Source organism: Lentzea aerocolonigenes, from assembly GCF_000974445.1.
Classification (GTDB): Bacteria; Actinomycetota; Actinomycetes; order Mycobacteriales; family Pseudonocardiaceae; genus Lentzea; species Lentzea aerocolonigenes.
Genome location: NZ_BBOJ01000046.1, coordinates 1 through 20,462 on the forward strand (window position 1 = coordinate 1; position 20,462 = coordinate 20,462).

Annotated in this window: 16 protein-coding genes and 1 pseudogene; 5 read left to right on the forward strand and 12 right to left on the reverse strand. The window is 68.9% G+C overall.

Features of this window, described 5'->3' with window-relative positions; genetic code table 11:
• Positions 1-32 precede the first annotated feature (32 nt).
• From AOM45_RS48155 to AOM45_RS52590, 3 genes are read right to left on the reverse strand one after another with little or no spacing between them, the layout of a single operon-like run.
• Positions 33-1,514 carry a glutamate-cysteine ligase family protein gene (locus tag AOM45_RS48155; RefSeq protein WP_030474071.1) on the reverse strand — a complete coding sequence of 494 codons (1,482 nt, stop codon included), beginning with the start codon at positions 1,512-1,514 and terminating at the stop codon, positions 33-35.
• 52 nt (positions 1,515-1,566) lie between these two features.
• Positions 1,567-2,226, reverse strand: a complete 660-nt coding sequence (locus AOM45_RS52585; RefSeq protein WP_030474070.1) for a 4'-phosphopantetheinyl transferase family protein — start codon at positions 2,224-2,226, stop codon at positions 1,567-1,569.
• Positions 2,227-3,045, reverse strand: a complete 819-nt coding sequence (locus AOM45_RS52590) for a metallophosphoesterase family protein (RefSeq protein WP_035914075.1) — start codon at positions 3,043-3,045, stop codon at positions 2,227-2,229.
• A 593-nt stretch (positions 3,046-3,638) separates the two neighbouring features.
• On the opposite strand from AOM45_RS52590, the pseudogene AOM45_RS53375 reads away from it, so the two are divergent.
• Positions 3,639-4,034: pseudogene (locus tag AOM45_RS53375) on the forward strand (transposase); the annotation flags it as partial.
• A 63-nt stretch (positions 4,035-4,097) separates the two neighbouring features.
• Here AOM45_RS53375 and AOM45_RS48175 read toward each other — a convergent pair.
• From AOM45_RS48175 to AOM45_RS48195, 5 genes are all read right to left on the reverse strand, one after another.
• Positions 4,098-5,273 carry a sensor histidine kinase gene (locus AOM45_RS48175; protein ID WP_030474067.1) on the reverse strand — a complete coding sequence of 392 codons (1,176 nt, stop codon included), beginning with the start codon at positions 5,271-5,273 and terminating at the stop codon, positions 4,098-4,100.
• Between the two features lie 12 nt (positions 5,274-5,285).
• Positions 5,286-7,022, reverse strand: coding sequence for a sodium/solute symporter (locus tag AOM45_RS48180; RefSeq protein ID WP_030474066.1), 1,737 nt, complete (start codon positions 7,020-7,022; stop codon positions 5,286-5,288).
• Complete coding sequence (locus AOM45_RS48185; RefSeq protein WP_030474065.1) at positions 7,019-7,411, reverse strand: DUF485 domain-containing protein; 393 nt, start codon at positions 7,409-7,411, stop codon at positions 7,019-7,021. The genes AOM45_RS48180 and AOM45_RS48185 overlap by 4 nt, the downstream gene beginning before the upstream one ends.
• Positions 7,408-8,316 (reverse strand): LytR/AlgR family response regulator transcription factor, encoded by a 909-nt coding sequence (locus AOM45_RS48190; RefSeq protein WP_081902841.1) that lies wholly within the window; start codon positions 8,314-8,316, stop codon positions 7,408-7,410. Before AOM45_RS48190 ends, AOM45_RS48185 begins: the two co-directional genes overlap by 4 nt.
• Before the next feature lie 286 nt (positions 8,317-8,602).
• Entirely contained in the window at positions 8,603-8,890 is a 288-nt protein-coding gene (locus AOM45_RS48195; protein ID WP_051784833.1) for a hypothetical protein, read from the reverse strand.
• 547 nt (positions 8,891-9,437) lie between these two features.
• Between AOM45_RS48195 and AOM45_RS48200 the strand changes: the two genes are divergently transcribed.
• Positions 9,438-10,598: a hypothetical protein gene (locus AOM45_RS48200; RefSeq protein WP_156094479.1), complete on the forward strand. Its 1,161-nt coding sequence runs from the start codon at positions 9,438-9,440 to the stop codon at positions 10,596-10,598.
• A gap of 62 nt (positions 10,599-10,660) precedes the next feature.
• On the opposite strand, the gene AOM45_RS48205 is transcribed toward AOM45_RS48200, so the two are convergent.
• Entirely contained in the window at positions 10,661-13,147 is a 2,487-nt protein-coding gene (locus AOM45_RS48205) for a DEAD/DEAH box helicase (RefSeq protein ID WP_030474061.1), read from the reverse strand.
• A 10-nt stretch (positions 13,148-13,157) separates the two neighbouring features.
• Positions 13,158-14,492, reverse strand: a complete 1,335-nt coding sequence (locus tag AOM45_RS48210) for a glutamine synthetase family protein (RefSeq protein ID WP_030474060.1) — start codon at positions 14,490-14,492, stop codon at positions 13,158-13,160.
• Positions 14,493-14,809: 317 nt separating this feature from the next.
• On the opposite strand from AOM45_RS48210, the gene AOM45_RS48215 reads away from it, so the two are divergent.
• Entirely contained in the window at positions 14,810-15,385 is a 576-nt protein-coding gene (locus AOM45_RS48215; protein WP_030474059.1) for a MarR family winged helix-turn-helix transcriptional regulator, read from the forward strand.
• A 130-nt stretch (positions 15,386-15,515) separates the two neighbouring features.
• Here AOM45_RS48215 and AOM45_RS48220 read toward each other — a convergent pair whose 3' ends face one another.
• A complete protein-coding gene (locus tag AOM45_RS48220; RefSeq protein ID WP_030474058.1) occupies positions 15,516-16,865 on the reverse strand; it encodes a pyridoxal phosphate-dependent decarboxylase family protein in 1,350 nt (449 codons plus the stop codon).
• A gap of 43 nt (positions 16,866-16,908) precedes the next feature.
• A complete protein-coding gene (locus AOM45_RS48225; protein ID WP_236704111.1) occupies positions 16,909-19,005 on the reverse strand; it encodes a glycosyl hydrolase family 95 catalytic domain-containing protein in 2,097 nt (698 codons plus the stop codon).
• A gap of 437 nt (positions 19,006-19,442) precedes the next feature.
• On the opposite strand from AOM45_RS48225, the gene AOM45_RS48230 reads away from it, so the two are divergent.
• Positions 19,443-20,129, forward strand: a complete 687-nt coding sequence (locus AOM45_RS48230; RefSeq protein WP_030474056.1) for an energy-coupling factor ABC transporter permease — start codon at positions 19,443-19,445, stop codon at positions 20,127-20,129.
• Positions 20,126-20,425 (forward strand): PDGLE domain-containing protein, encoded by a 300-nt coding sequence (locus AOM45_RS48235; protein WP_030474055.1) that lies wholly within the window; start codon positions 20,126-20,128, stop codon positions 20,423-20,425. The genes AOM45_RS48230 and AOM45_RS48235 overlap by 4 nt, the downstream gene beginning before the upstream one ends.
• The last annotated feature ends 37 nt before the right edge of the window (positions 20,426-20,462 follow it).

The window sequence follows — 20,462 nt, forward strand, 5'->3', positions numbered from 1 at the left end:
CATCCACCTCAAGTGGATGAAGGCGCCCTTCATCACGGGCTCAGCGGCCAGGTGTGCACGGGCTCGTTGGCGTGCATCAGATCCACGTAGGAGCGGAGCATGGCGCGGAGAGCGTCGGCGCGGTCCAGGCCGCTGTGGTCGTAGTGCCGGTGGAACTCGCGTGCCTGCCAGGTCGCGCCGTTCACGCCGGTGAGGCAGCGCTGTTCGATGACGCCCAGTAAACGGTCCCGCTCCGCCGAGTCGACGCCCCACCGGATGAGCCCTTCGTGCGCGAGCGGCAGCAACCGGCGCAGCACCAGCTCCACGACCGGCACGGTGCCCACGCCCGGCCAGTACATCTGCGCGTCCATGCCGTTGCGCGAGGCGGCGTTGAAGTTCTCCTCGGCGGCCTGGAAGCTCATCTGCGACCACAATGGACGTTCGTCCTCGGCCAGCGCCCGCACGAGTCCGAAGTAGAGGGCGCCGTTGGCGAGCGTGTCGACGATCGTGGGACCGGCGGGCAGGACGCGGTTCTCGACGCGCAGGTGCGGACGGTCGCGCACCACGTCGTACACCGGCCGGTTCCAGCGGTAGATGGTGCCGTTGTGCAGCTTCAGCTCGCTCAACGCCGGGGTGTCGCCGTGGTCGAGCACGGCGAGCGGGTCCTCCTCGTCGCAGATCGGCAGCAGCGCGGGGAAGTAGCGGACGTTCTCCTCGAACAGGTCGAAGATCGAGTTGATCCACCGCTCACCGAACCACACCCGCGGACGCACGCCCTGGGCCTTCAGCTCGTCGCCGCGAGTGTCGGTCGCCTGCTGGAACAACGCGATCCGCGTCTCGCGCCACAGCTCCTTGCCGAGGAAGAACGGCGAGTTCGCGCCGATCGCCACCTGCACGCCCGCGATGGCCTGGGCGGCGTTCCAGTAGGCGGGGAACTGCTCCGGCGACACCTGCAGGTGCAGCTGTGTGCTGGTGCAGGCCGCCTCGGGGACGATCGAGCTGGCGGTCAGGTGCAGCCGCTCCACGCCGTCGATGGAGATCTGGAGGTCCTCGCCGCGCGCGGCCAGCACCTGCTCGTTGAGCAGCGCGTACCGGGGGTTGCTCGACAGCTGGTCCGGCGTGACGTGCTTGCTGCGCAGGGTCGGCAGGATGCCGTTGATGACCATGTGCGCGCCGATCTCGCGCGCCTTCTCCTCGGCGGAGTTGAGGCTGCGCCGGACCGTCTCCTCGAACGACGTGATGCCGCCGCCCGCGAGCCGGCGCGGAGCCACGTTGATCTCGATGTTCCACTGGCCGAGCTCGGTCACGAAGTCCGGGTCGTCGATGACCTCGAGCGCCTCGTGGTTCTTCATCGCCGGGTCGCCGTGCTCGTCGATGAGGTTGATCTCGATCTCCAGGCCGGTCATCGGCCTCTCGAAGTCGAACCGCGCCTCACGCAGCATCCTGGCGAACACGTCCAGGCACCGCCGCACCTTCGTGCGGTACCGGGTGCGGTCCTCGCGCGTGAACTCGTGCTTCGCGACGTCCTCGCCCATGGCGGCCTCCCGCAGGTCGGGGGTTCAGCTCACCACTGTGCACCATGGTTGATCAATCCGACAGCCGTGTCTCTCGTTGCGGGACGGCGATGGCGGTGACGAGGACGTCTCCCTGCACGAGCCAGCGGCCGTCGAACCCGGCCACAGGGCTGTCCGGCAGCAGGATGCGCGAGTGGAACGTGCCGTCGGCGCTCAGCGTGATGTCGGCGTCCTCGAAGCCCAGCCACCGCCGCGTGACGGGGTACCACGCCTTGTAGGTGGACTCCTTCGCGCTGAACAGCAGCCGGTCCCAGCAGATCTTCGGGTCCTCGGCCTTCAGCCCTGGCATCCGGTCGAGCTCCGCCGGGATCGCGATGGCCCCGAGCACGCCGTCGGGGGCGGGGGCGTGCGGCTCGGCGTCGATGCCGATGGTCTGGAAGTCCCGCTGGTGCGCCAGTGCCGCGGCCCGGTATCCCGAGCAGTGCGTCAGGCTGCCGACGACGCCGTCCGGCCACAGCGGCTCGCGCTTCGGGCCGGGCAGGATCGCGGCCGGTTCGACGCCGAGCAGCCGCATGGCGTCGCGGGCGCACGCGCGGGCCGTGCCGAACTCGTTCCGGCGTTTGGGCACCGCGTTGCCGAGCAGCGCCTCCTCCTCGGGGAAGAGCTCGGCCGGCTGCTCGTCGTTGTACCGCTCCACCGCCGCGATGGGCGGGGGAAGTAGCTGTTCCAGCACTTATGACTCCCGCAGGACGTCGTGCAGCTTCACCTGTGTGGTGCCGCGCGGTTTCCACTCGCGCGGGTAGCCGAGCGAGACCTCGTCGAAGCGCACGCCGTCGTAGTGCGTCGTGCGGGGGATGTGCAGGTGGCCGTAGACCATCTCGACGGCGTTGAACCTGCGGTGCCAGTCGGCGGTCAGCGCCGTGCCGCACCAGAGCGCGAACTCCGGGTAGCGCAGCACGAACGTGGGGTCGCGCACCAGCGGGTAGTGGTTGATCAGCACGGTGGGGCCGCTGACCGCTTCCAGGCGTTCTTCGGTCTCCTGGACGCGGGCCTCGCACCAGGCCTCACGCGACGGGTACGGGTCGTGGTGCAGGAAGTACTCGTCCGTGCACACCACCCCGGCCTCGTGCGCGATGGCGAGCGCCGACTTCACGTCCGTGGCACCCTGTGGCCAAAAGGAGTAGTCGTAGCCGAGGAACAGTGGACAGACAGTGACCGGTCCCTGAGGGCCGGGGAACGTGACGTACGGATCCTCGGGGGTGATCACGCCCAGGCTGCGGCAGAGCTCCACGAGCTGCTTGTAGCGCATCTCGCCGCGAGCCTGGTTCGGGTCGTCCTTGGTGGTCCAGAGCTCGTGGTTGCCCGGTGACCAGATGAGCCGGCCGAACTTCGGGCGCAGCGTCGCGAGGGTCCACTCGATGTCCGCGAACTTCTCGCCGATGTCCCCGGCGATGATCAGCCAGTCGTCCGGGTCCGGCGGAGCGATCGCCTCAACCACCTGCCGGTTGTCCTGGTAGGAGACGTGCAGGTCGCTGGTGGCCAAAAGCTTCACAGTCGAACGGTACTTCGCGCGTCAACGACTCGATCATCATCGCCCAATCGGCCACTCGATAGTGGGACAAGTGCCACGACCGGTTATCCGTTCGTCGCAGACCGTGCACCACTCGTCTCAACAGGGCGAGCCGCGCACCGCCGTGGTACGTCCGCTCACCGCCTTTCATGGCCTACCTCCTTACCTGTTTTCTGAACACCTTCTTACTGTGAGCGCTGTCACCTGACGGAAAAGTCCTGGCGGAGGACCACACCATGACCGAGTCACAGTTCGCACGCACCCCGGACCCGCGCCTCGCGAGGCAGGTCCCGCCGCGTCAGGTGCCCCCACGAACCGTCCCGCCGCGTCAGGGCCAGGTCCCGGTCCGCTACGGCCAGCCGGTGGACCCGCGCCTGGCGGCGAACCCGTCGTTCCGCCGCACCGTCGGCGCCGAGATCACCCGCCACGCTCAGCAGCAGGCCTACGCAGTCCCGCAGCGCCGCACCACGGCCGAGGACACCGCCCTGGCCACCCTGCTCCGCTCCCGTCAGCGCGCCGAGTCCGCCCGCCAGGACGCGCGCCTCGCCGACGCCGCACCGCGCCAGGACGCCTGGATGCGCGCCGGCGCGTGGCCCGAGACCAGCGACCCCGGCCGCGGTGACGTCATCGACCAGCTCTCGGCGCGCCTCGTCTCGCCCAACCTGTGGGCCGTGGTCGAGCCGCTGATCCCGCCCGCCAAGGTCCGCCGCCAGGGCGGTGGCCGCGGCCGCGTGTGCAACCGTTCGGTGTTCACGGCGATCGTGTTCGTCCTGTCCTCCGGCTGCGCGTGGCGACACCTGCCCGCGTCGTTCGGCGTGACCGTGCCGACCGTGCACCGGCGGTTCCAGGAGTGGACCGACCTGGGCCTCTGGGTCCGGCTGCGGCGCGCGATGGCCGAGGGCGCGTGCGGCACCGACGAGCTCGACTGGGTCCGCGCGGTGCTGGACGCGGCGGACCGTCGTGCCGCGAAGGCCGCCGGCTGAGGATTCTGGGGGTGCGCCGGGGCCACCACGAGGAAGGGTGGCCCCGGTGCCTCACATGCCGTTGATCCCCGCCTGGTACTTCGGCACCCGCACCGTGATCTTCGTGCCGAGCCCGCACGCCGTCTCCACCACGAGCCCGTACTCGTCGCCGTAGACCCGCCGCAGCCGCTCGTCGATGTTCCCGAGCCCGATCCCCGCCGACTCGTCGACCTGCCCGGCCAGCGTGCGCCGCAGCTTCTCCGGGTCCATCCCGATGCCGTCGTCCTCGATGGTGATCTGCGCTTCGGCACCGCTGTCGTTGGCGTAGATCTGGATGTGGCCGGGCTCGATCTTGCCCTCCATCCCGTGCCGCACGGCGTTCTCCACCAGCGGTTGCAGGCACAGGAACGGCACGGTCACCGGCAACACCTCCGGCGCCACCTGCAACGTCACCTTCAGCCGTTCGCCGAACCGCGCCCGTTCCAGCGCGAGGTACTGGTCGATCGACCGCAGCTCCTCGGCCAGCGTCGTGAAGTCGCCGTGCCGCCGGAACGAGTAGCGGGTGAAGTCCGCGAAGTCGAGCAGCAGCGTCCGTGCGCGCTCCGGGTTCGTGCGCACGTAGGAAGCGATGGCGGACAACGAGTTGTAGATGAAGTGCGGCGAGATCTGCGCGCGGAGGGCACGCACCTCGGCCTCCACCAGCCGGGTCCGCGACCGGTCCAGCTCCGCGAGCTCCAGCTGCCCGGCCGCCCACCGCGCCACCTGGTTCGTCGCGCGCACCAGGCCCGCCGACGCCTCCCGCGAGTACGCCGCCAGCGTGCCGACCACCCGCCCCTCGACGGTCAGCGGCGCCACCACCGCGCAGTTGATCGGGCAGTTCGGTTCGGTGCAGCCGATGTCGAACGCCTGGGTGCGCCCGGTGAGGAACACGTCCTCGGCCTGGGCCATGGCCTCGGCGGCGTGGTGCTCGGACACGCCTTCCCACGCCACGACCTCCGTCTCGTCGGTCAGCGCGAGAGCCGGGGTGTCGAGCAACGTCCGCAGGTGCCGCGCGGACTTCTTCGCCGCGTCGGGCACCAGGCCCGCGCGCAACGGCGGTGCCGCGGACCAGGCGGTGTGCAGGGTCTCGTAGGTGACGCGCTGGGCCTCGGTCGAGAGCGACTGCCTGCTGCGCGTGCCCCGCCACAGCACCAGCACGGCCGCTCCGCCCACGACCAGGATCGCGGCGGCGGTGAGGAAGTCCTGCATTTCACAACACCTCTAGCTTCGCTCGTCCGAGGCGCCCGCGCCGTCCAGCCCGAGGTTCTCGGGCGCGTGGAGCTTGACCATCGTGCGCTGCACGCCCGGTGGCACGTGCCGCTGGGTGAGCAGGGAGACGACGTACATGACCGTGAAGCCCAGCGGCACCGTCCACGCGGCAGGTCGCGAGAGCAGCACCTCGTACCAGGCGTCGCCGGTGTCGGTGAACATCGTGACGAGGCCGGCGGTCAGCGCGGGCACGCCGCCCGCGAGCATGCCCGCGATGGCACCGATCGTCGTGATCCGCGACGACCAGATGCCCAGCATCAGCAACGGGCACAACGAGGACGCCGCGACCGCGAACGCCAGCCCGACCATGTCCGCGACCGGCATCCCCGTCGCCACGAACGTCATCGCGAGCGGCACGAGGCCCGCGAGCATCGTGGAGATCCGGAACCCGCGCACGCCGCCGAGCCGCAGCACGTCCTGCGACAGCACACCCGCCAGCGACACGACCAGACCGGACGACGTCGACAGGAATGCCGCGAACGCGCCGCCCGCCACCAGCGCGCCGAGCAGCTGGCCGCCGATGCCCTCGATCATGCGGGTCGGCAGCACCAGCACCACGGCGTCGGTCTGGCCGGTCATCAGCAGCTCGGGCGTGTAGAGCCGGCCGAGAGCGCCGTACATCGGGGGCATCAGGTAGAAGACGGACAGCAACCCGAGCACGATCAACGTCGTGCGGCGCGCGGCCGTGCCGTTCGGGTTGGTGTAGAAGCGCACGATCACGTGCGGCAGGCCCATGGTGCCCAGGAACGTCGCGATGATGAGCGAATAGGCGCCGTACAACGGGAAGTCGGCGCCGCTGGACATCGGCAGCGACCACGTCTCGTTGGTGTTGTGGTCCATTGTGGACATGTGCGGCACGGGAGCGCCCTCGGGGAACGTGAACTCCGAGCCCTGCCCGATGCGGTGGTAGCCGTCGGTCAGCGTGAAGCCGACGTTCTCGACGCGCGTGCCGTCGATCTCGCCCGTGCCCTCGATGAAGATCGACTGCTCGGCGTGGATCACCGTCTGGTGGCTGAACGTGACCCTGGTCTCCGCCGGGAACACCGGGTACTTCGGCTCGGTCAGCGACTTCGCGCCGTGCACCTGCCACGCCACGATCAGGAACACGATCGGCACGGTGATCGCGGTGAGCTTGAGCCAGTACTGGAACGCCTGCACGAACGTGATCGACCGCATCCCGCCTGCCATCACGTTCACCGTCACGACGACCGTGACGACCAGCGCGCCCACCCAGTTCGGCGCGCCGGTCACCGTGTTCAGCGTCAGACCGGCGCCTTGCAGCTGCGGCAACAGGTACAGCCAGCCGATCGCGAGTGCCAGCACCGACGCGACCCCGCGCACGACCCGGGAGCGGAAGCGGGCTTCGGCGAAGTCCGGCAGCGTGTAGGCGCCGGACCGTCGCAACGGCGCCGCGACCATCGTCAGCAGCACCAGGTACCCCGCGGTGTAGCCGACGGGGAACCACAGCATGTCCGGCCCGTAGGCGAAGATCAGCCCGGCGATGCCGACGAACGACGCCGCCGAAAGGTACTCGCCGCCGATCGCGGAGGCGTTCCACCAAGGGGAGACCGTGCGCGAGGCGACGTAGAAGTCGGACGTGGTGCGGGAGACGCGCAGCCCGTAGGTCCCGACCAGGATCGCGCCCAGTGCGACGACCAGCACCGCCACGATGGCGTACCCACTCGTCATGGACGTTCGACCAGCTCCGCGAACTCGCGCTCACTGCGTTCGGCCTGCCGCACGTAGAACCAGCCGGCCAGCAGGAGCATCGGGAACGTCGCCACGCACAGCAGGAACCACGGCAGCCCGAGCCCGAGCACGCGGACCTTCCCGAGCTCCGGGTCGATCGCGAACAGCAGGGGCAGCACGCCGAGCGCCCCGCACGTCACCAGGCACACCGACAGACCCAGCCGCCGTTGCGCCCGGATCAGCGTCCGCATGTAGACGGCACCGAGCTCGCTCTGCTCGTTGATCTCGCGCGTGCCCGAGTACGGGCGCCGCGCGCGGGGTGCCCGCGTGCGCGGGCTCGTCACCACCACGCGCTGGGTCGGTTTCTGCGGTGGTGGTGGCGTGGTCACGACCCGAGCCCGTTCCTCGGTTGCACGGCACCGGCGGGCGCCGCACCGGACACGGGAGTCGGCCGGGCGCGCCGCACGAGCAGCTGCCGCAGGTGCCGCGCGTGCCGGCGGCTCACGGGCAGCACCGCGCCGCCGATCGTGACGCTCAGGTGCCCTTCCTCGAGCCGCAGCTCGTCGATGTGGCCGAGCGACACGAGGTGGCTGCGGTGGATGCGCACGAACCCCGCGCTGCGCCAGCGTTCCTCGAGCCCGTTCAACGCCGCGCGCACGAGCCCGCTGCCGGTCGCGGTGTGCAGGCGGGCGTAGTCGCCGTGCGCCTCCACGTACCGGATGTCGGCGAGGCGGATGAAGCGCGTGACGCCACCGAGCTCGACGGGGATGACCTCGTCACCCATCTCCGGCGGCGTCGCGTTGGCGGGCTGCGCGGGAGTGGGCGTGGTGGGCTCCGACGCGTTCTTGGAGTCCCAGACCTCGTGGACGATGCGGTGCACGGACTCGGCGAGCCGTTCGGGCCGCACCGGCTTGAGCAGGTAGTCGAGCGCCTTGAGCTCGAACGCCTCCACGGCGGGCTGCTGGTGCGCCGTCACGAACACCACGGGCGGCGGCTGAGCGAACCGCGAGAGCACGCGGGCGAGGTCGAGACCGTCCAGCCCCGGCATGCGGATGTCGAGGAACACCGCGTCCAACGGCTGCCCGGCGTCCATCGCGCGGTGCAACACCCGAAGCGCCTTCGTGGCGTCGGTGACCGCCTCGACGTGAGCAATGCGCGGATCGCAGCGCAACAGGTACACGAGGTCTTCCAGCGCGGGTGCCTCGTCGTCGACGGCGAGCACCCGGAGGGAGCGCTCGAGGCTGCCACGTCGATCCGGCCCCTCGCAGACGGGGCAGGGCAGACCTGAGGTCATTCGAGATCGAGTCCAAACTGTGTACGGCCGATCCTCACGTGGCGGCGATTAGACCACGCTCGGTCATCGCGCGCCTGGTGAGCCGAGGGCGTCGGATACGCGATCATGCCCCTTCACGGAGGGTGACCCGCCTCGGGGGTCTGGTAGCCCGAAGTGTGCACGGCCGTACCCCTTCCGCCCGCCGAGCCCGATCGGCCGCATCATCCGTCAGGCGGAGGACGTGCGGAAACCCGCCGAACGGGTGCGTCTCGGATGGCAGACGGAAACCGCCACGGCCGATCTGACGTCAGTGCTGGCGCACGGCCCTCGGCTGGGCCGCCAGGGCGTCACCGAGCGTGATCTCCAGCTCGATGAACGACTCCTCGGCCCGCCGCGCGGCCACGCTCACCGACGCGGCCGCAGCGGGCCCGACGAGCCGGCGTGTCGGCGCGCGCAACGCCTGGATGGCCTCGGACCACTGGTTCGAGAGCTTGGCGAGACTGCTCAACGCCGTGACGAGCTCGTCGGTGTTCTCGGGCGGCGACGCGATGATCTCCGCCAGCCGGTCGCGCAGCGCGTCCAGTGCCGGGTCCACTTCAATCCTCCCGTCGTGCGCGCCAGAGGGTGAGGACGAGTGCGAACATTTCCCCCACGGCGCAACACCATATCTCGACCGCTGAGGGCCGGCACAATGATGTTGCCGGACCTTCAGCACACGGTCAATCACGCGCGCATTCCGTCTCAACAGGTGCTCGTCTCAACTGGCGTGGCCTGTAGTTGAAACTGAAATTACCGCATTTCGCTGGTCGTGCCTGGTAGACCAGGTGGCGCCAGGGCTGTTGGGCCGAACCGATGTGTCGCGGGTCGCGTGAATCACGGCATTGAGTTCGGGGTGGAGCGACTTCTCGGCCGCGGCATTAACTCTTTTGCCGGAGTTCAGTCGTTCGGGTTCATACCGCGTTATCGAACGGTTCTCCTCGCGCCGGCCGGATCCTGTTCGACGCCGGCGCCCGCGTCGGGCGGTCACCTCTCGTTCGGCAGAGTCGATGGTCCCCTCGTTTGGGCACGTTCGGTTCTGCGGCTGAGAACCGCGGACGGAGGACGCTGATCGGAGCGTTCGGCTCGTGGCAGGAGGTGTCCCGGTGGCGTGGTTGGGGAAAAGACGACGGACGTCGCTCGTGATGAGCGCGGTCATGTGCGCTGCCGCAGGCTTCACGCCCGCACCCGCGCACGCGGTTCCGGCGATCGTCGACCTCGGCACCTTGCCGGGCGGCGGCTACAGCACGGCGGTCGCGATCAACGACCTCGGCGCGGTCGCGGGTTGGTCAGGTGCCGCGGACGGCCAGGCGCACGCCGTGCGGTGGGACCCGGCGGGAAGGATCGTCGACCTCGGCACGCTTCCAGGCGGCAGCTACAGCATCGCGATGGCGGTCAACAACGCGGGCGTGGTCGTGGGTCAGGCCGGCACCGCGAACGGAGACGTCCACGCGGTGCGCTGGGACAGGCGGGGACGCGTCAGTGATCTCGGGGCACTGCCCGGTCACTCTCGCAGCACGGCCGTCCAGATCAACGACGTGGGTGAGATCATCGGGCGATCGGCGGTCAACATCCGTTCCAACTCGCACGGCGTGCGCTGGGACAGCACCGGCCGGATCACCGATCTCGGCTACGAGAGCCGGGCCTACGCGATCAGCAACTCGGGGGTGGCGGCTGGTGACTCGTCCGCCAGAGAGCCTGTGACCTGGGACCGGAACGGTCGGACGACCACATTGGACAGTGGTGGTGGCACGGCCAGCGCCAATGCCGGGATCAACGAAGCGGGTGCGGTCGCCGGCATCGTGAGCAGACCCGACGCGACCTCTCACGCCGCGCGCTGGAACCGGCAAGGCGTCCTCACCGATCTCGGCTCCTTGCCAGGACAACGCGGCAGCTGGGCTGCGGGCATCAACAACGCCGGAACGGTCGTCGGCACCGCGGAGGCGGGGATCGCCGCCCACCACGCGGTGCGGTGGGACCGGCGCGGACGCATCACCGACCTCGGCACCCTCGGGGGCAACCCAGGGCCGTACCCGCCCAGCAGCCAGGCTGTCGCGATCAACGACGCGGGCGTCGTCATCGGTGCGGCGACGACGAACAGCGGGACCAACGCCGTCCGCTGGGACCGGCAGGGGCGGATCACCGACCTCGGCACGCTCGGCGGCAACTCGAGTTCGGCTTACGCGATCAACGCGGCGGGCTCTGCCGTCGGTGTGGCCTACACCGCCGATGGCACGTCGCACGCCGTGTTGTGGCGATCTCCGTAGGACCTCACACGCCGTCCTGTTCCGTGCCCACGACCTGCAGGCGCCGGTGGAGTTCTGACCGGCTAGAGGCGGCCGACGTCCGTGATCGTCACGGCCGCCTCGCCCAGCTCGTCCGACGCCGCCAGGTCGATCTCCGCGTTGAAGCCCCAGTCCTTGTCGCCCGCAGGGTCCTCGAAGATCTGCCGGCACACCCAGCGCTCGCGCTCCACGTTGATGATCAGGAACGCCGGGCCGCGCGCGTTCGGGCCCGCGCCGATGTCCGAGTGCTCCTCGAAGTACGGCTCCAGGGCGTCCATCCACTCCTTGGCCGTCCAGCCCGACTCGTGGTCGAGCTCGCCGAGCGAGTACCAGTCGCGCTTCGCGGCCAGTTCCACGCGGCGGAAGAGGGCGTTGCGGACCAGCACGCGGAACGCGCGGACGTTGCGCGTCACCGCCGGCGGCAGGTCGACGCGGACCTCCTGCTCGGGTGCGTCCGGGTTGGTGAGCTTCTCCCACTCGTCGATCAGCGACGAGTCGACCTGGCGGACGAGCTCGCCGAGCCACGAGACCAGGTCCTGCACCTCTTCGGTCTTGGCCTCTTCCGGGACCGTCTGCGACAGCGCCTTGTAGGCGTCGGCGAGGTAGCGCAGCACCAGGCCCTCGGAGCGCGCCAGGCCGTAGAAGGAGACGTACTCGGTGAACGTCATCGCGCGCTCGTACATGTCGCGCACGACGCCCTTGGGGGACAACGAGTAGTCGCCGACCCACGGGTGGCCGCGGCGGTAGGTCAGGAACGCGGCCTCCAGCAGCTCGCCCAGGGGCTTCGGGTACGTGACCTCGTCCAGCAGCTCCATGCGCTGGTCGTACTCGATGCCTTCGGCCTTCATCGCGCCGATCGCCTCGCCGCGCGCCTTGTGCTCCTGCGCGGAGAGGATCTGGCGTGGATCGTCCAAAGTGGACTCGATCACGGACAGCACGTCCAGCGCGTAGCCCGGTGCCTCGCGGTCCAGCAGCTCGATGGCGGCCAGCGCGAACGGCGACAGCGGCTGGTTCAGCGCGAAGTTGAACTGCAGGTCCATCGTCAGCCGGAAGTCGTCGCCCACGCGTTCCACCACGCCCGCCGCGACCAGCGCCCGGTACATCGCGAGCGCGCGCTTGATGTGCTTGAGCTGCTTCGGGCGGTCCTCGTGGTTGTCCTCCAGCAGGTGCCGCATCGCCTGGAACGCGCCACCGCCGGGGCGGCCGATCACGTTCAGCAGCATCGCGTGCGAGACCTGGAACGACGACGTCAGCGGCTCCGGTTCGGCGCCCACGAGCCGTTCGAACGTCGACTCGCTCCACGACACGAACCCGTCGGGTGCCTTCTTGCGCACGACCTTGCGGCGCTTCTTCAGGTCGTCGCCCGCCTTCGCCAGCGCCTTGATGTTCTCGACCTCGTGCTCGGGCGCCTGCACGACGACGGTGCCGACCGTGTCGTAGCCCGCGCGGCCCGCCCGGCCGGCGATCTGGTGGAACTCGCGCGCCTTCAGGATCCGGGTCCGCGTGCCGTCGTACTTCGACAGCGCGGTGAACACGACCGTGCGGATCGGCACGTTGATGCCGACGCCGAGGGTGTCCGTGCCGCAGATGACCTTCAGCAGACCGGCCTGGGCCAGCTGCTCGACCAGGCGGCGGTACTTGGGCAGCATGCCCGCGTGGTGCACGCCGATGCCGTGCCGCACCAGCCGCGACAGCGTCTTGCCGAAGCCGGACGAGAAGCGGAAGTTGCCGATCATGCCGGCGATCGCTTCCTTCTCCGGCTTCGAGCAGACGTTGACGCTCATCAGCGACTGCGCGCGCTCCAGCGCCGCGGCCTGGGTGAAGTGCACGACGTAGATCGGCGCCTCACGGCCGTGCAGCAGGTCTTCGATCGTCTCGTGCAACGGCGTGGAGACGTACTGGAAGTTCAACGGCACCGGACGCTGCGCCGACCGGACCACCGCCGTCGACCGGCCGGTGCGCCTGGTCAGGTCCTTCTCGAAGAACGTGACGTCGCCCAGCGTCGCCGACATCAGCAGGAACTGCGCCTGCGGCAGCTCGACCAGCGGCACCTGCCACGCCCAGCCGCGGTCGGGCTCGCTGTAGAAGTGGAACTCGTCCATCACGACCTGGCCGACGTCGGCCTCGGCGCCGTCGCGCAACGCGATGTTCGCGAGGATCTCCGCGGTGCAGCAGATGATGGGCGCCTGGTCGTTGACGCTGGCGTCACCGGTCATCATGCCGACGTTCTCCGGCCCGAACACGTCGCACAGCGCGAAGAACTTCTCCGAGACCAGAGCCTTGATCGGCGCGGTGTAGAAGCTGCGCTGGTTGCCGGCCATCGCGACGAGGTGGGCACCGATGGCCACCAGCGACTTGCCGGACCCCGTGGGCGTGCTGAGGATGACGTTGGCCCCGGAGACGAGTTCGATGACCGCCTCCTCCTGCGCCGGGTACAGCGCGAGGCCGCGTTCGGCGGCCCAGTGGGAGAAGGTGTCGAACAGTTCGTCTTCGTCGGCGATCGAGGTGAGCCGGTCCGTGAGTGCAGTCATCGCAGGTGAACTATAGGTGGTACGCGTATTCGGTGAACTCCCAGTCGGTCACGTACCGCTGGAACCGGGCCACCTCCTCCCACTTGAAGTCCACATAGGACCGCACGAAGTCCTTGCCCAGCACCTCGACCATCGCCGTGTCCTCCTCCAGGTAGGCGAGGGCGTCGGGGAGCGTGGCGGGCAGCGTCGGGGCCTTCGACGGGTCGTAGCCGTAGCCCGCGGACGGCCGCGGCGGCTCGATCCGGTCGCGAATGCCCAGGTAGGTGGCCGCGAGCAGGCCGGCGATGCCGAGGTAGGGGTTGGCGCTCGCGTCACCGAGCCGCAGCTCCAGGCGGGTGGTCTCGCCCCGCTCGGCCGGCACCCGCAGCATCGCGCTGCGGTTGTCGAGGCCCCAGTCGATCAGCCACGGCGCGAGCGAGTCCGGGCCGAACCGCTTGTACGAGTTGACCGTCGGGTTGAGCAGCGCGGCCAGCGCGGGGGCGTGCTTGAGGATGCCGCCGATCGCCCAGCGCGCCTCGTCGCTGAGCCCGTGCGAGGTGCCCGCCGCCTGGAACGCGTTGCGGCCGTCCTTCTCGTGGCACGAGAGGTGCAGGTGGAAGCCGGACCCGCCGCCGTCGTTGAACGGCTTGGCCATGAACGTCGCCAGCCGGCCTTCTCTCCTGGCCAGCTCCTTGACGCTCGTCTTGAACCGGAACGCGCGATCGGCCGCGTCCATGGCGGGCGAATGGACGAGGTTGATTTCGAACTGCCCGCCCGCGTACTCGTGGTTGCCGCCGGTGGTTTGCAGACCCGCCGAACTGAGTGTGCGAAGAGTTCTCAACAGATGACCGTCTGAATCGCCCCTGCGTCCGGTCGCATACACGTTGCCCGGCTCATCGCAGTAGGGGCGCCACCCGTTCGGGCGATCTTCGTCCGGTTCGCAGAGGAAATATTCCAACTCGGGACCGACGACCGGGGTGAGCCCGGTGGTCTCGAATATTTCCACCGCCCGGCGCAGCACCTGCCGCGGCGATTCGTCCACAGGTCTTTCGTCAGCGGGGCTCACCGCGTCGCCGATGCACCACGCCACGCCCGGCTCCCACGGAATCGGGAGGAGCGTGTCGAGGTCCGGCACCACGATGACGTCGGGCAGCCCGGCGTCGAGCACACCGCCGTTCTCGGCGGTCTTGCCACCGGGCGTGGTGTTGTAGACCGCCCGGCAGAACGACAGTCCGCGCTGCGTAACCGCAGGTAGATGCTGTACGAGGACGTCACGGCCCCGGTCGGTGCCGAGCAGGTCCGGAAAGACGACGCGCACCACGTCTATCCCGTCCTCGCCGAGTCTTGCCGCGAGTTCCCGTGTCACCTGTTCACCGACCACGTCGAACTACCTTTCCGGCACAGTGTGTCGCTGGCGCGGAGGGGATAACGTTGAGGCGCAAACGCTATCGACCCGTCCGTGGAGCAAAGACCACCTTTGGCCTCAGTCGGGTGCTCCACACTCATCGTCCACCACGGGGCAACAGTCCGTAACTGGACGGGTGACGACTGTCACGAGATCATGCACGATGTGGGATCGTGATCAAAGTGGTTGCGGACCGACTCGCACCACATCACAGACATAGTTCGGAACCGCAAGTATTGTGCCGGGAACACCTGAGCTCGAGCACGGGAGACTTTGAGTTGTCTGGTCACCACACGATTGCCGAGACCGAGAAGGCCGTCCAGGCCAAGCTCGGTGCGGTGCCGCTGCATCGCGAGCAGATGGCGGCGGTGTCGAACATCCACCGCGCCGCTACCGCGATCCGCCAGCACCTTGAGAACTCGGTGCTGCGCACCAGCGATCTGACCTGGACCGGCTTCGTCGTGCTCTGGGTCGTGTGGATCTGGGGCGAGATGGAGACGCGCTACGTGGCCGAGGAGGCCGGGATCTCCAAGGGCACCCTGACCGGCGTCGCCAAGACGCTGCAGTCACGGGGTCTCCTGGAGCGCCTCGGTCACCCGACCGACGGGCGTCTCGCGGTCCTTCGGCTCACCCCTGAGGGTGAAGAGCTGATGGCCGATCTCTTCCCCAAGTTCAACGAGGAAGAGGTGTTCGTCTCCGACCCGCTGGAGTCCTCGGAAGCGCAGTCGCTGGCCGAGATGCTCCGCCGCATGGTGACGCACCTCGAGGCCAACGGTGAGCAGCGCCGGTTGGACCTGCGCGGGGACACGCCGCTGCCGCCGCGCCGGTCCGGGCGGCGGGCCAAGCACGGCTGATGTTCAGCGCGGGTTGGGCGACTCACCGGGGGTGAGTCGCCCAATTCGGCGTTGCCGTCCCCGCTGCTTCGAAGTTCACGCGGGGGCCCCGCGTACCGTTTTGAGGGTACGAAGGGCCCCCGCGTGAGGCTCAGAGCAGGCTGAGAACTCGGGCGTGGAGGGTGTCGAGGTAGTCCTCCGACTCCGGCTTCATCAGCACGCTGCGCAGCACCCTCGCACCGTCCACATCGGCCTCCACCTGCGGGTGCCGCGCCGCGAACGCCGCCTTCGACGCCCGTGCCACGCTCAGGAAGATCGGGTCGACGGCGGCGTTCATGCCGGTCTCCATCACCCGGTGCGATGCCGCGTCCACGGCCGACAGGGTCAGCGGGCTGGTCCGCGGGAAGTACGTGACGATGTCGAGCTCGGGCTCCTGGTAGAGCTCCAGCTGCTCGGACTCGCGGATCATCGACGCCCACCGCACGGCCGCCCGCCGTCCGGCCGCCAGCACCTCGCCCAGGCCGTCTCGGGTCAACGGCAGCAACCGCAGCGTCAGCCAGAGGCCTGCCGCGGCCGCTCCGGCTCGGGAGCACTCCAGGCTGATCTCACCCAGGTGCAGTTCGTCGGACGTGAAGTACGTGTAGGGGGAGTCGTGGAGGTAGAAGCGGCCCACGGACGGATCGCGGAACAGGACTGCGCCACACCCGTACGGCTGTAGGCCGTGCTTGTGCGGGTCCACCACCACGGAGTCGCACGACGCGATGGCTTCCCACGGGGCGGCGTCGAGGTCTGTGCCCGCCAGCAACGTGAAGAAGCCGCCGTACGCTCCGTCGACGTGCACCCGCGCGTCGTAGCGGCGTGCTACGTCCAGTACGAGATGCACCGGTTCGATGGCACCCAATGCGGTAGTTCCCGGCGTGACTACGACCGTGCCGACCTTGCCGCCACGCAAAAGCTCTTCGAGGGCGTCCAGGTCCATACGTCCGCGGCCGTCCACGGGCACAGGGAAACCCTCGATTCCGAGGACGCCGCACATGCGTGAGTGCGTGTAGTGCGCCTCGGAGGAGTACGCGACGCCACGGTCCGGATGCAGCGAACGGGCGACGAACAACGCCTCCAGGTTGGCGATCGTGCCGCTGGAGGTGAGGTGGCCGAGGTGCTCGTCGCCGTACCCGAACATGTGCGCCAGGCCAGAGACGACCTCGCGCTCCATGGCGGCGGTCGCGGGACCGCCGTCCAGGGCGTGGTTGTTCGGGTTGATCAGCATCGCGGACAGGTAGCCCACCACCGCCGCCGGGTGTGGCGGCTTGAGCATCTGGCCGGCGTAGCGGGGGTGGAAGAACGGGTAGTTGTCGCGCAGGCGGTCCTGGAGCTCGGCCAGCGCCGAGCCGAAGACCGCCGGGTCGACCTGCAGTGACGAGTGGGGCGTGAAGGTGCCGTACTCGGCGGTCCACTTCTCGTGGTTGGCCAGCGCCTCGTTGAGCCAGTGCTGAAGGTCCACCGCACACCCCACCCGTCCTCCGCTGAATGTTCGAATTTGTACGTTACGGCAGACCCCAGCGGGAAGACGAGCCGTTCGAGGCCACGTCGCGTGGCGCTACGTCCGGGCGTGTGCCGCGGCGTGCGACCACGGCCGTTTGACCTCGGCGAAGCGGGATCTCGATCGCCGAACCTCGCGTCTTGTACTCCAGCCTGCGCCCCCAGCCGTCCAGCACGTCGATCTCTCCGGCGATCCCGTGCTCCAGGACCAGCGGCGAGCCCGCCTCCGAGTGGACCTGCACCCAGTCGGTGCGTCCGCCGGATCGAGACGCGTCGACCAAGAACGCGCCTTGCGTGCGCAACGACGAGATGGACGCGTCAGCCCAAGTGGACGACACGGACGGGAAGACGCGCACGACGTCGTTGTGCGACTGGACCATCATCTCCAGCACGGCCTGGCCGGACATGAGCGGCGACTCGATCGCGAGGTTGCCGCCCTCGCGGTAGAAGGAGTTCTCAGTCAGCACGGCGTTCGTGCCGACCTGCTTGCGGTCGAGGAAGTAGCGCAGGAACGACAGCGCCTCCTCCGGCCGTCCCATCGCCGACGCCATCGCGGACGCGGCGCCGTAGCTGTAGCCCGCCCACAGCTGCTGCCGCGAGACCCAGTGGTCGAAGGTCTTGGCGATCAGGTCGCGGTGCTCCGGCATGTCCCACGTCAGTTCGCGCAACGGGTAGAACCACAGCAGGTGCGAGAAGTGCCGGTGCGAGTCGTTGAGCGACACGTCCCGTCCGATCAACACGCCGTTCGGACCCTGGTGGTACGGCACGAGCCGATTGAGGATGTCGCGCCAACGGGCGTTCTCCTCTATAGACAGCAACGTGCGCACACCCCAGCGAATCAGCGAGAGGTCGTACGTCGTGTCCGTGGCGTTCGCATACTCCGGTGAGCGTGTCTCCGGCAGATGGAGCTTGCCGTCCGTTCCCTCGACGAGGAACCGCGCGTAGTAGTTGACCGCCTTCGTCAGGATCGGGAACAGAACGTCCTTCAGGATCTTCTTGTCCATCGTGTGGCGGTAGCCCAGCCACACGTTGTGGCAGGCCCACAGAAGATTGCCCGTATGGTCGTTCGGCGCGACTCCGGGCACACCGCAGTAGCGCGGCCCCGAGCGCAACGTGCGGTCGCCGGGGTGGCAGATCGCGTACGAGTTGCCGTCGCGGTAAGCCGGGTTCACGTTCAGCTCGAGGTTGTGCTCGAACCTCTTCAACGTCGTCGTCACCGCGTCGAGCTCGTGGTGGTTCGAGCCGTTGACCAGCGGATACGAGATCTGGACGTTGAGGTTCCACCACACGGCCGTCCAGCTGTTGCCCTGCTCGGGGAACCACGGCCCCCACTCGGTGATGACAGGCGCGTCGGCACGGGTGGCGGCGGCCATCTTGTAGAGCTGCAACCAGTAGAAACGCTGCACGAGCTTGTCCGGCACGGACACCAGCGACTTGGAGTAGTAGGCGTTCCACCAGCGACGGTGCTGCATCGTCAGCACCTCGAACGGGATCGACAACGCCTGGCGCACCTCGCGGATCGCGTCAGACGTGTGCGTGTCCGCAGGGTGTGTGTACGCCACGTGGGCGGCGAAACGGCCGTTGCGGGTCTGCCAGGCCGTTGTGTAGCCACCGCCCGCGTGCAGGGGCTGTGCTGCGTAGGAAACGCCATTGGCCGTGCCGAGTGTTGGGTCGGGATTGGCCGTGTAGTCGGCGGGCCTGCGGATCTGGCGGGTCGTCGACGACTGCAACGGCTGGAAACCCCAGGTCACCTCGCCCTTCACGGACGCCAGGAACGTGCTGCGCGAGTTGTGCACGAGCATCGTGAACGTGGCGCTGCCCTGGGTAGTGGTCACCGAGCCGGTGAGCTCGGCGTTCCACAGGTCGAGCGTCCAGTCGACGGCGGTGATCGCGCCGGCGAAGGCCAGGGTGAGGTACCCGATCGGCAGCCTGGACAGGCCGATCGCGGCCTCCCAGTGTTCGCGCTGGTCCTGCACCTCGGAGTGGCTGAGCACGAGCTTCAGCTCGTTCGGCGTCCGGCCCTCGTAGACCTGCACGCCCAGGAAACCGTTGGCGAGGAACGGGCTGTCGCCCCAGTTCTTCGGCAGTCTCCGCCACTCCATGCGCGCATCACGAACCACGTCTCGGTGGACGTTGTGACCCGATGTTTCCGGGAGCGCGGGAGCCGCGACCGAGGTGCCCGTGCCGAGCGCGGAAGCCCCTACGGCCGCGCCTGTCCCGTACAGAAAGGTTCTACGCGACAGCTCTGTCACTGTTCGTCCCTCCGTGCCGTGGCGGCGGCGAAAGGGATCTTACGCAGAATTCATCGGATGACTAGGGCGTCGCGGAAGGCGTTGGCCGCCTCCCGCTGGAGCTTGTCCTCGGTGCCGCGCGGCACCGAGCTTCGTCGACGCACCTGGTGTCCAGCTCGCGCTGCAGCGTGAACCACAGGCTCGCGCGGCGCGAAGACCTCGTTGTGACCACCAACTCGTACTTACCTGAAAATTGTTGTTGCACACAGCTGGCCATAGCCGCCACCCGGCAATTAGCGTGATCGCTCATGTCACCTGTTGCCATGCACATGAGCGACGGTCTGCTGAACGCGCCGGTGTCGATCGCCTTCCTCGCCGTCGCGGCGGTGGGCGTCGGCTTCGCGCTGGTCAAGGCTCGTGCTGACCTCGACGACCGCACGGCACCGATGGCGGGCCTGGTGGCCACGTTCATCTTCGCCGTCCAGATGATCAACTTCCCGATCCTGCCCGGCGCCTCCGGTCACCTGCTCGGCGGCGCGCTCGCGGCGATTCTGGTCGGCCCGTACGTCGGGGCCCTGTGCGTGACGATCGTCCTGGTGGTGCAGGCGTTGTTGTTCGCCGACGGCGGGCTCACCGCGATCGGCGCCAACGTCACGAACATGGCGCTGATCGGCACGGCGACCGGGTTCCTGGTCGCCGTGGCCCTGCGCAAGCTCGCCGAGCGCGGCAAGGGCGGGCTGGCCGCCGTCGCGTTCGTCTCGGCGTTCGTGAACACCGTGGTCGCCGCGACCGGTTTCATCGTCGAGTACGCGATCGGCGGCGTCGGGGGAGTGGAGATCGGCAAGGTCGCGCTGCTGATGTGGGGGCTGCACGCGCTGATCGGCATCGGTGAGGGCCTGATCACCGCCGTCACCGTCACGTCGGTCGCGGCGATCCGGCCCGACCTCGTCTACCTGCTCAAGGGCAACCGCAAGCCGCTGGAGGTGCGGTCGTGAAGAAGTTCTTCATCGGGTTCGCGGTGGTGTCCCTGCTGATCGCGGGCGTCCTGTCGTACTTCGCGTCCGGTGACCCCGACGGTCTGGACAAGACGGTCGAGGACACCGGCATCGCCGCGCACGCGCAGGAACACCCGTTCGCGGGCAGCACGTTCGCCGACTACGCGCTCGGCGGCGACGACAAGTTCACGGGTCTGGCCGGCGTGCTCGGCGTGATCGCGGTGCTGGCCGTGTCCTTCAGCCTGTTCTGGTTCCTGCGCAAGAAGACTCCCTCAACTGATTCGGCGGACCGGTGAGCGGCAGTCACGACGTCCTGCACCACGCCGGCGACTC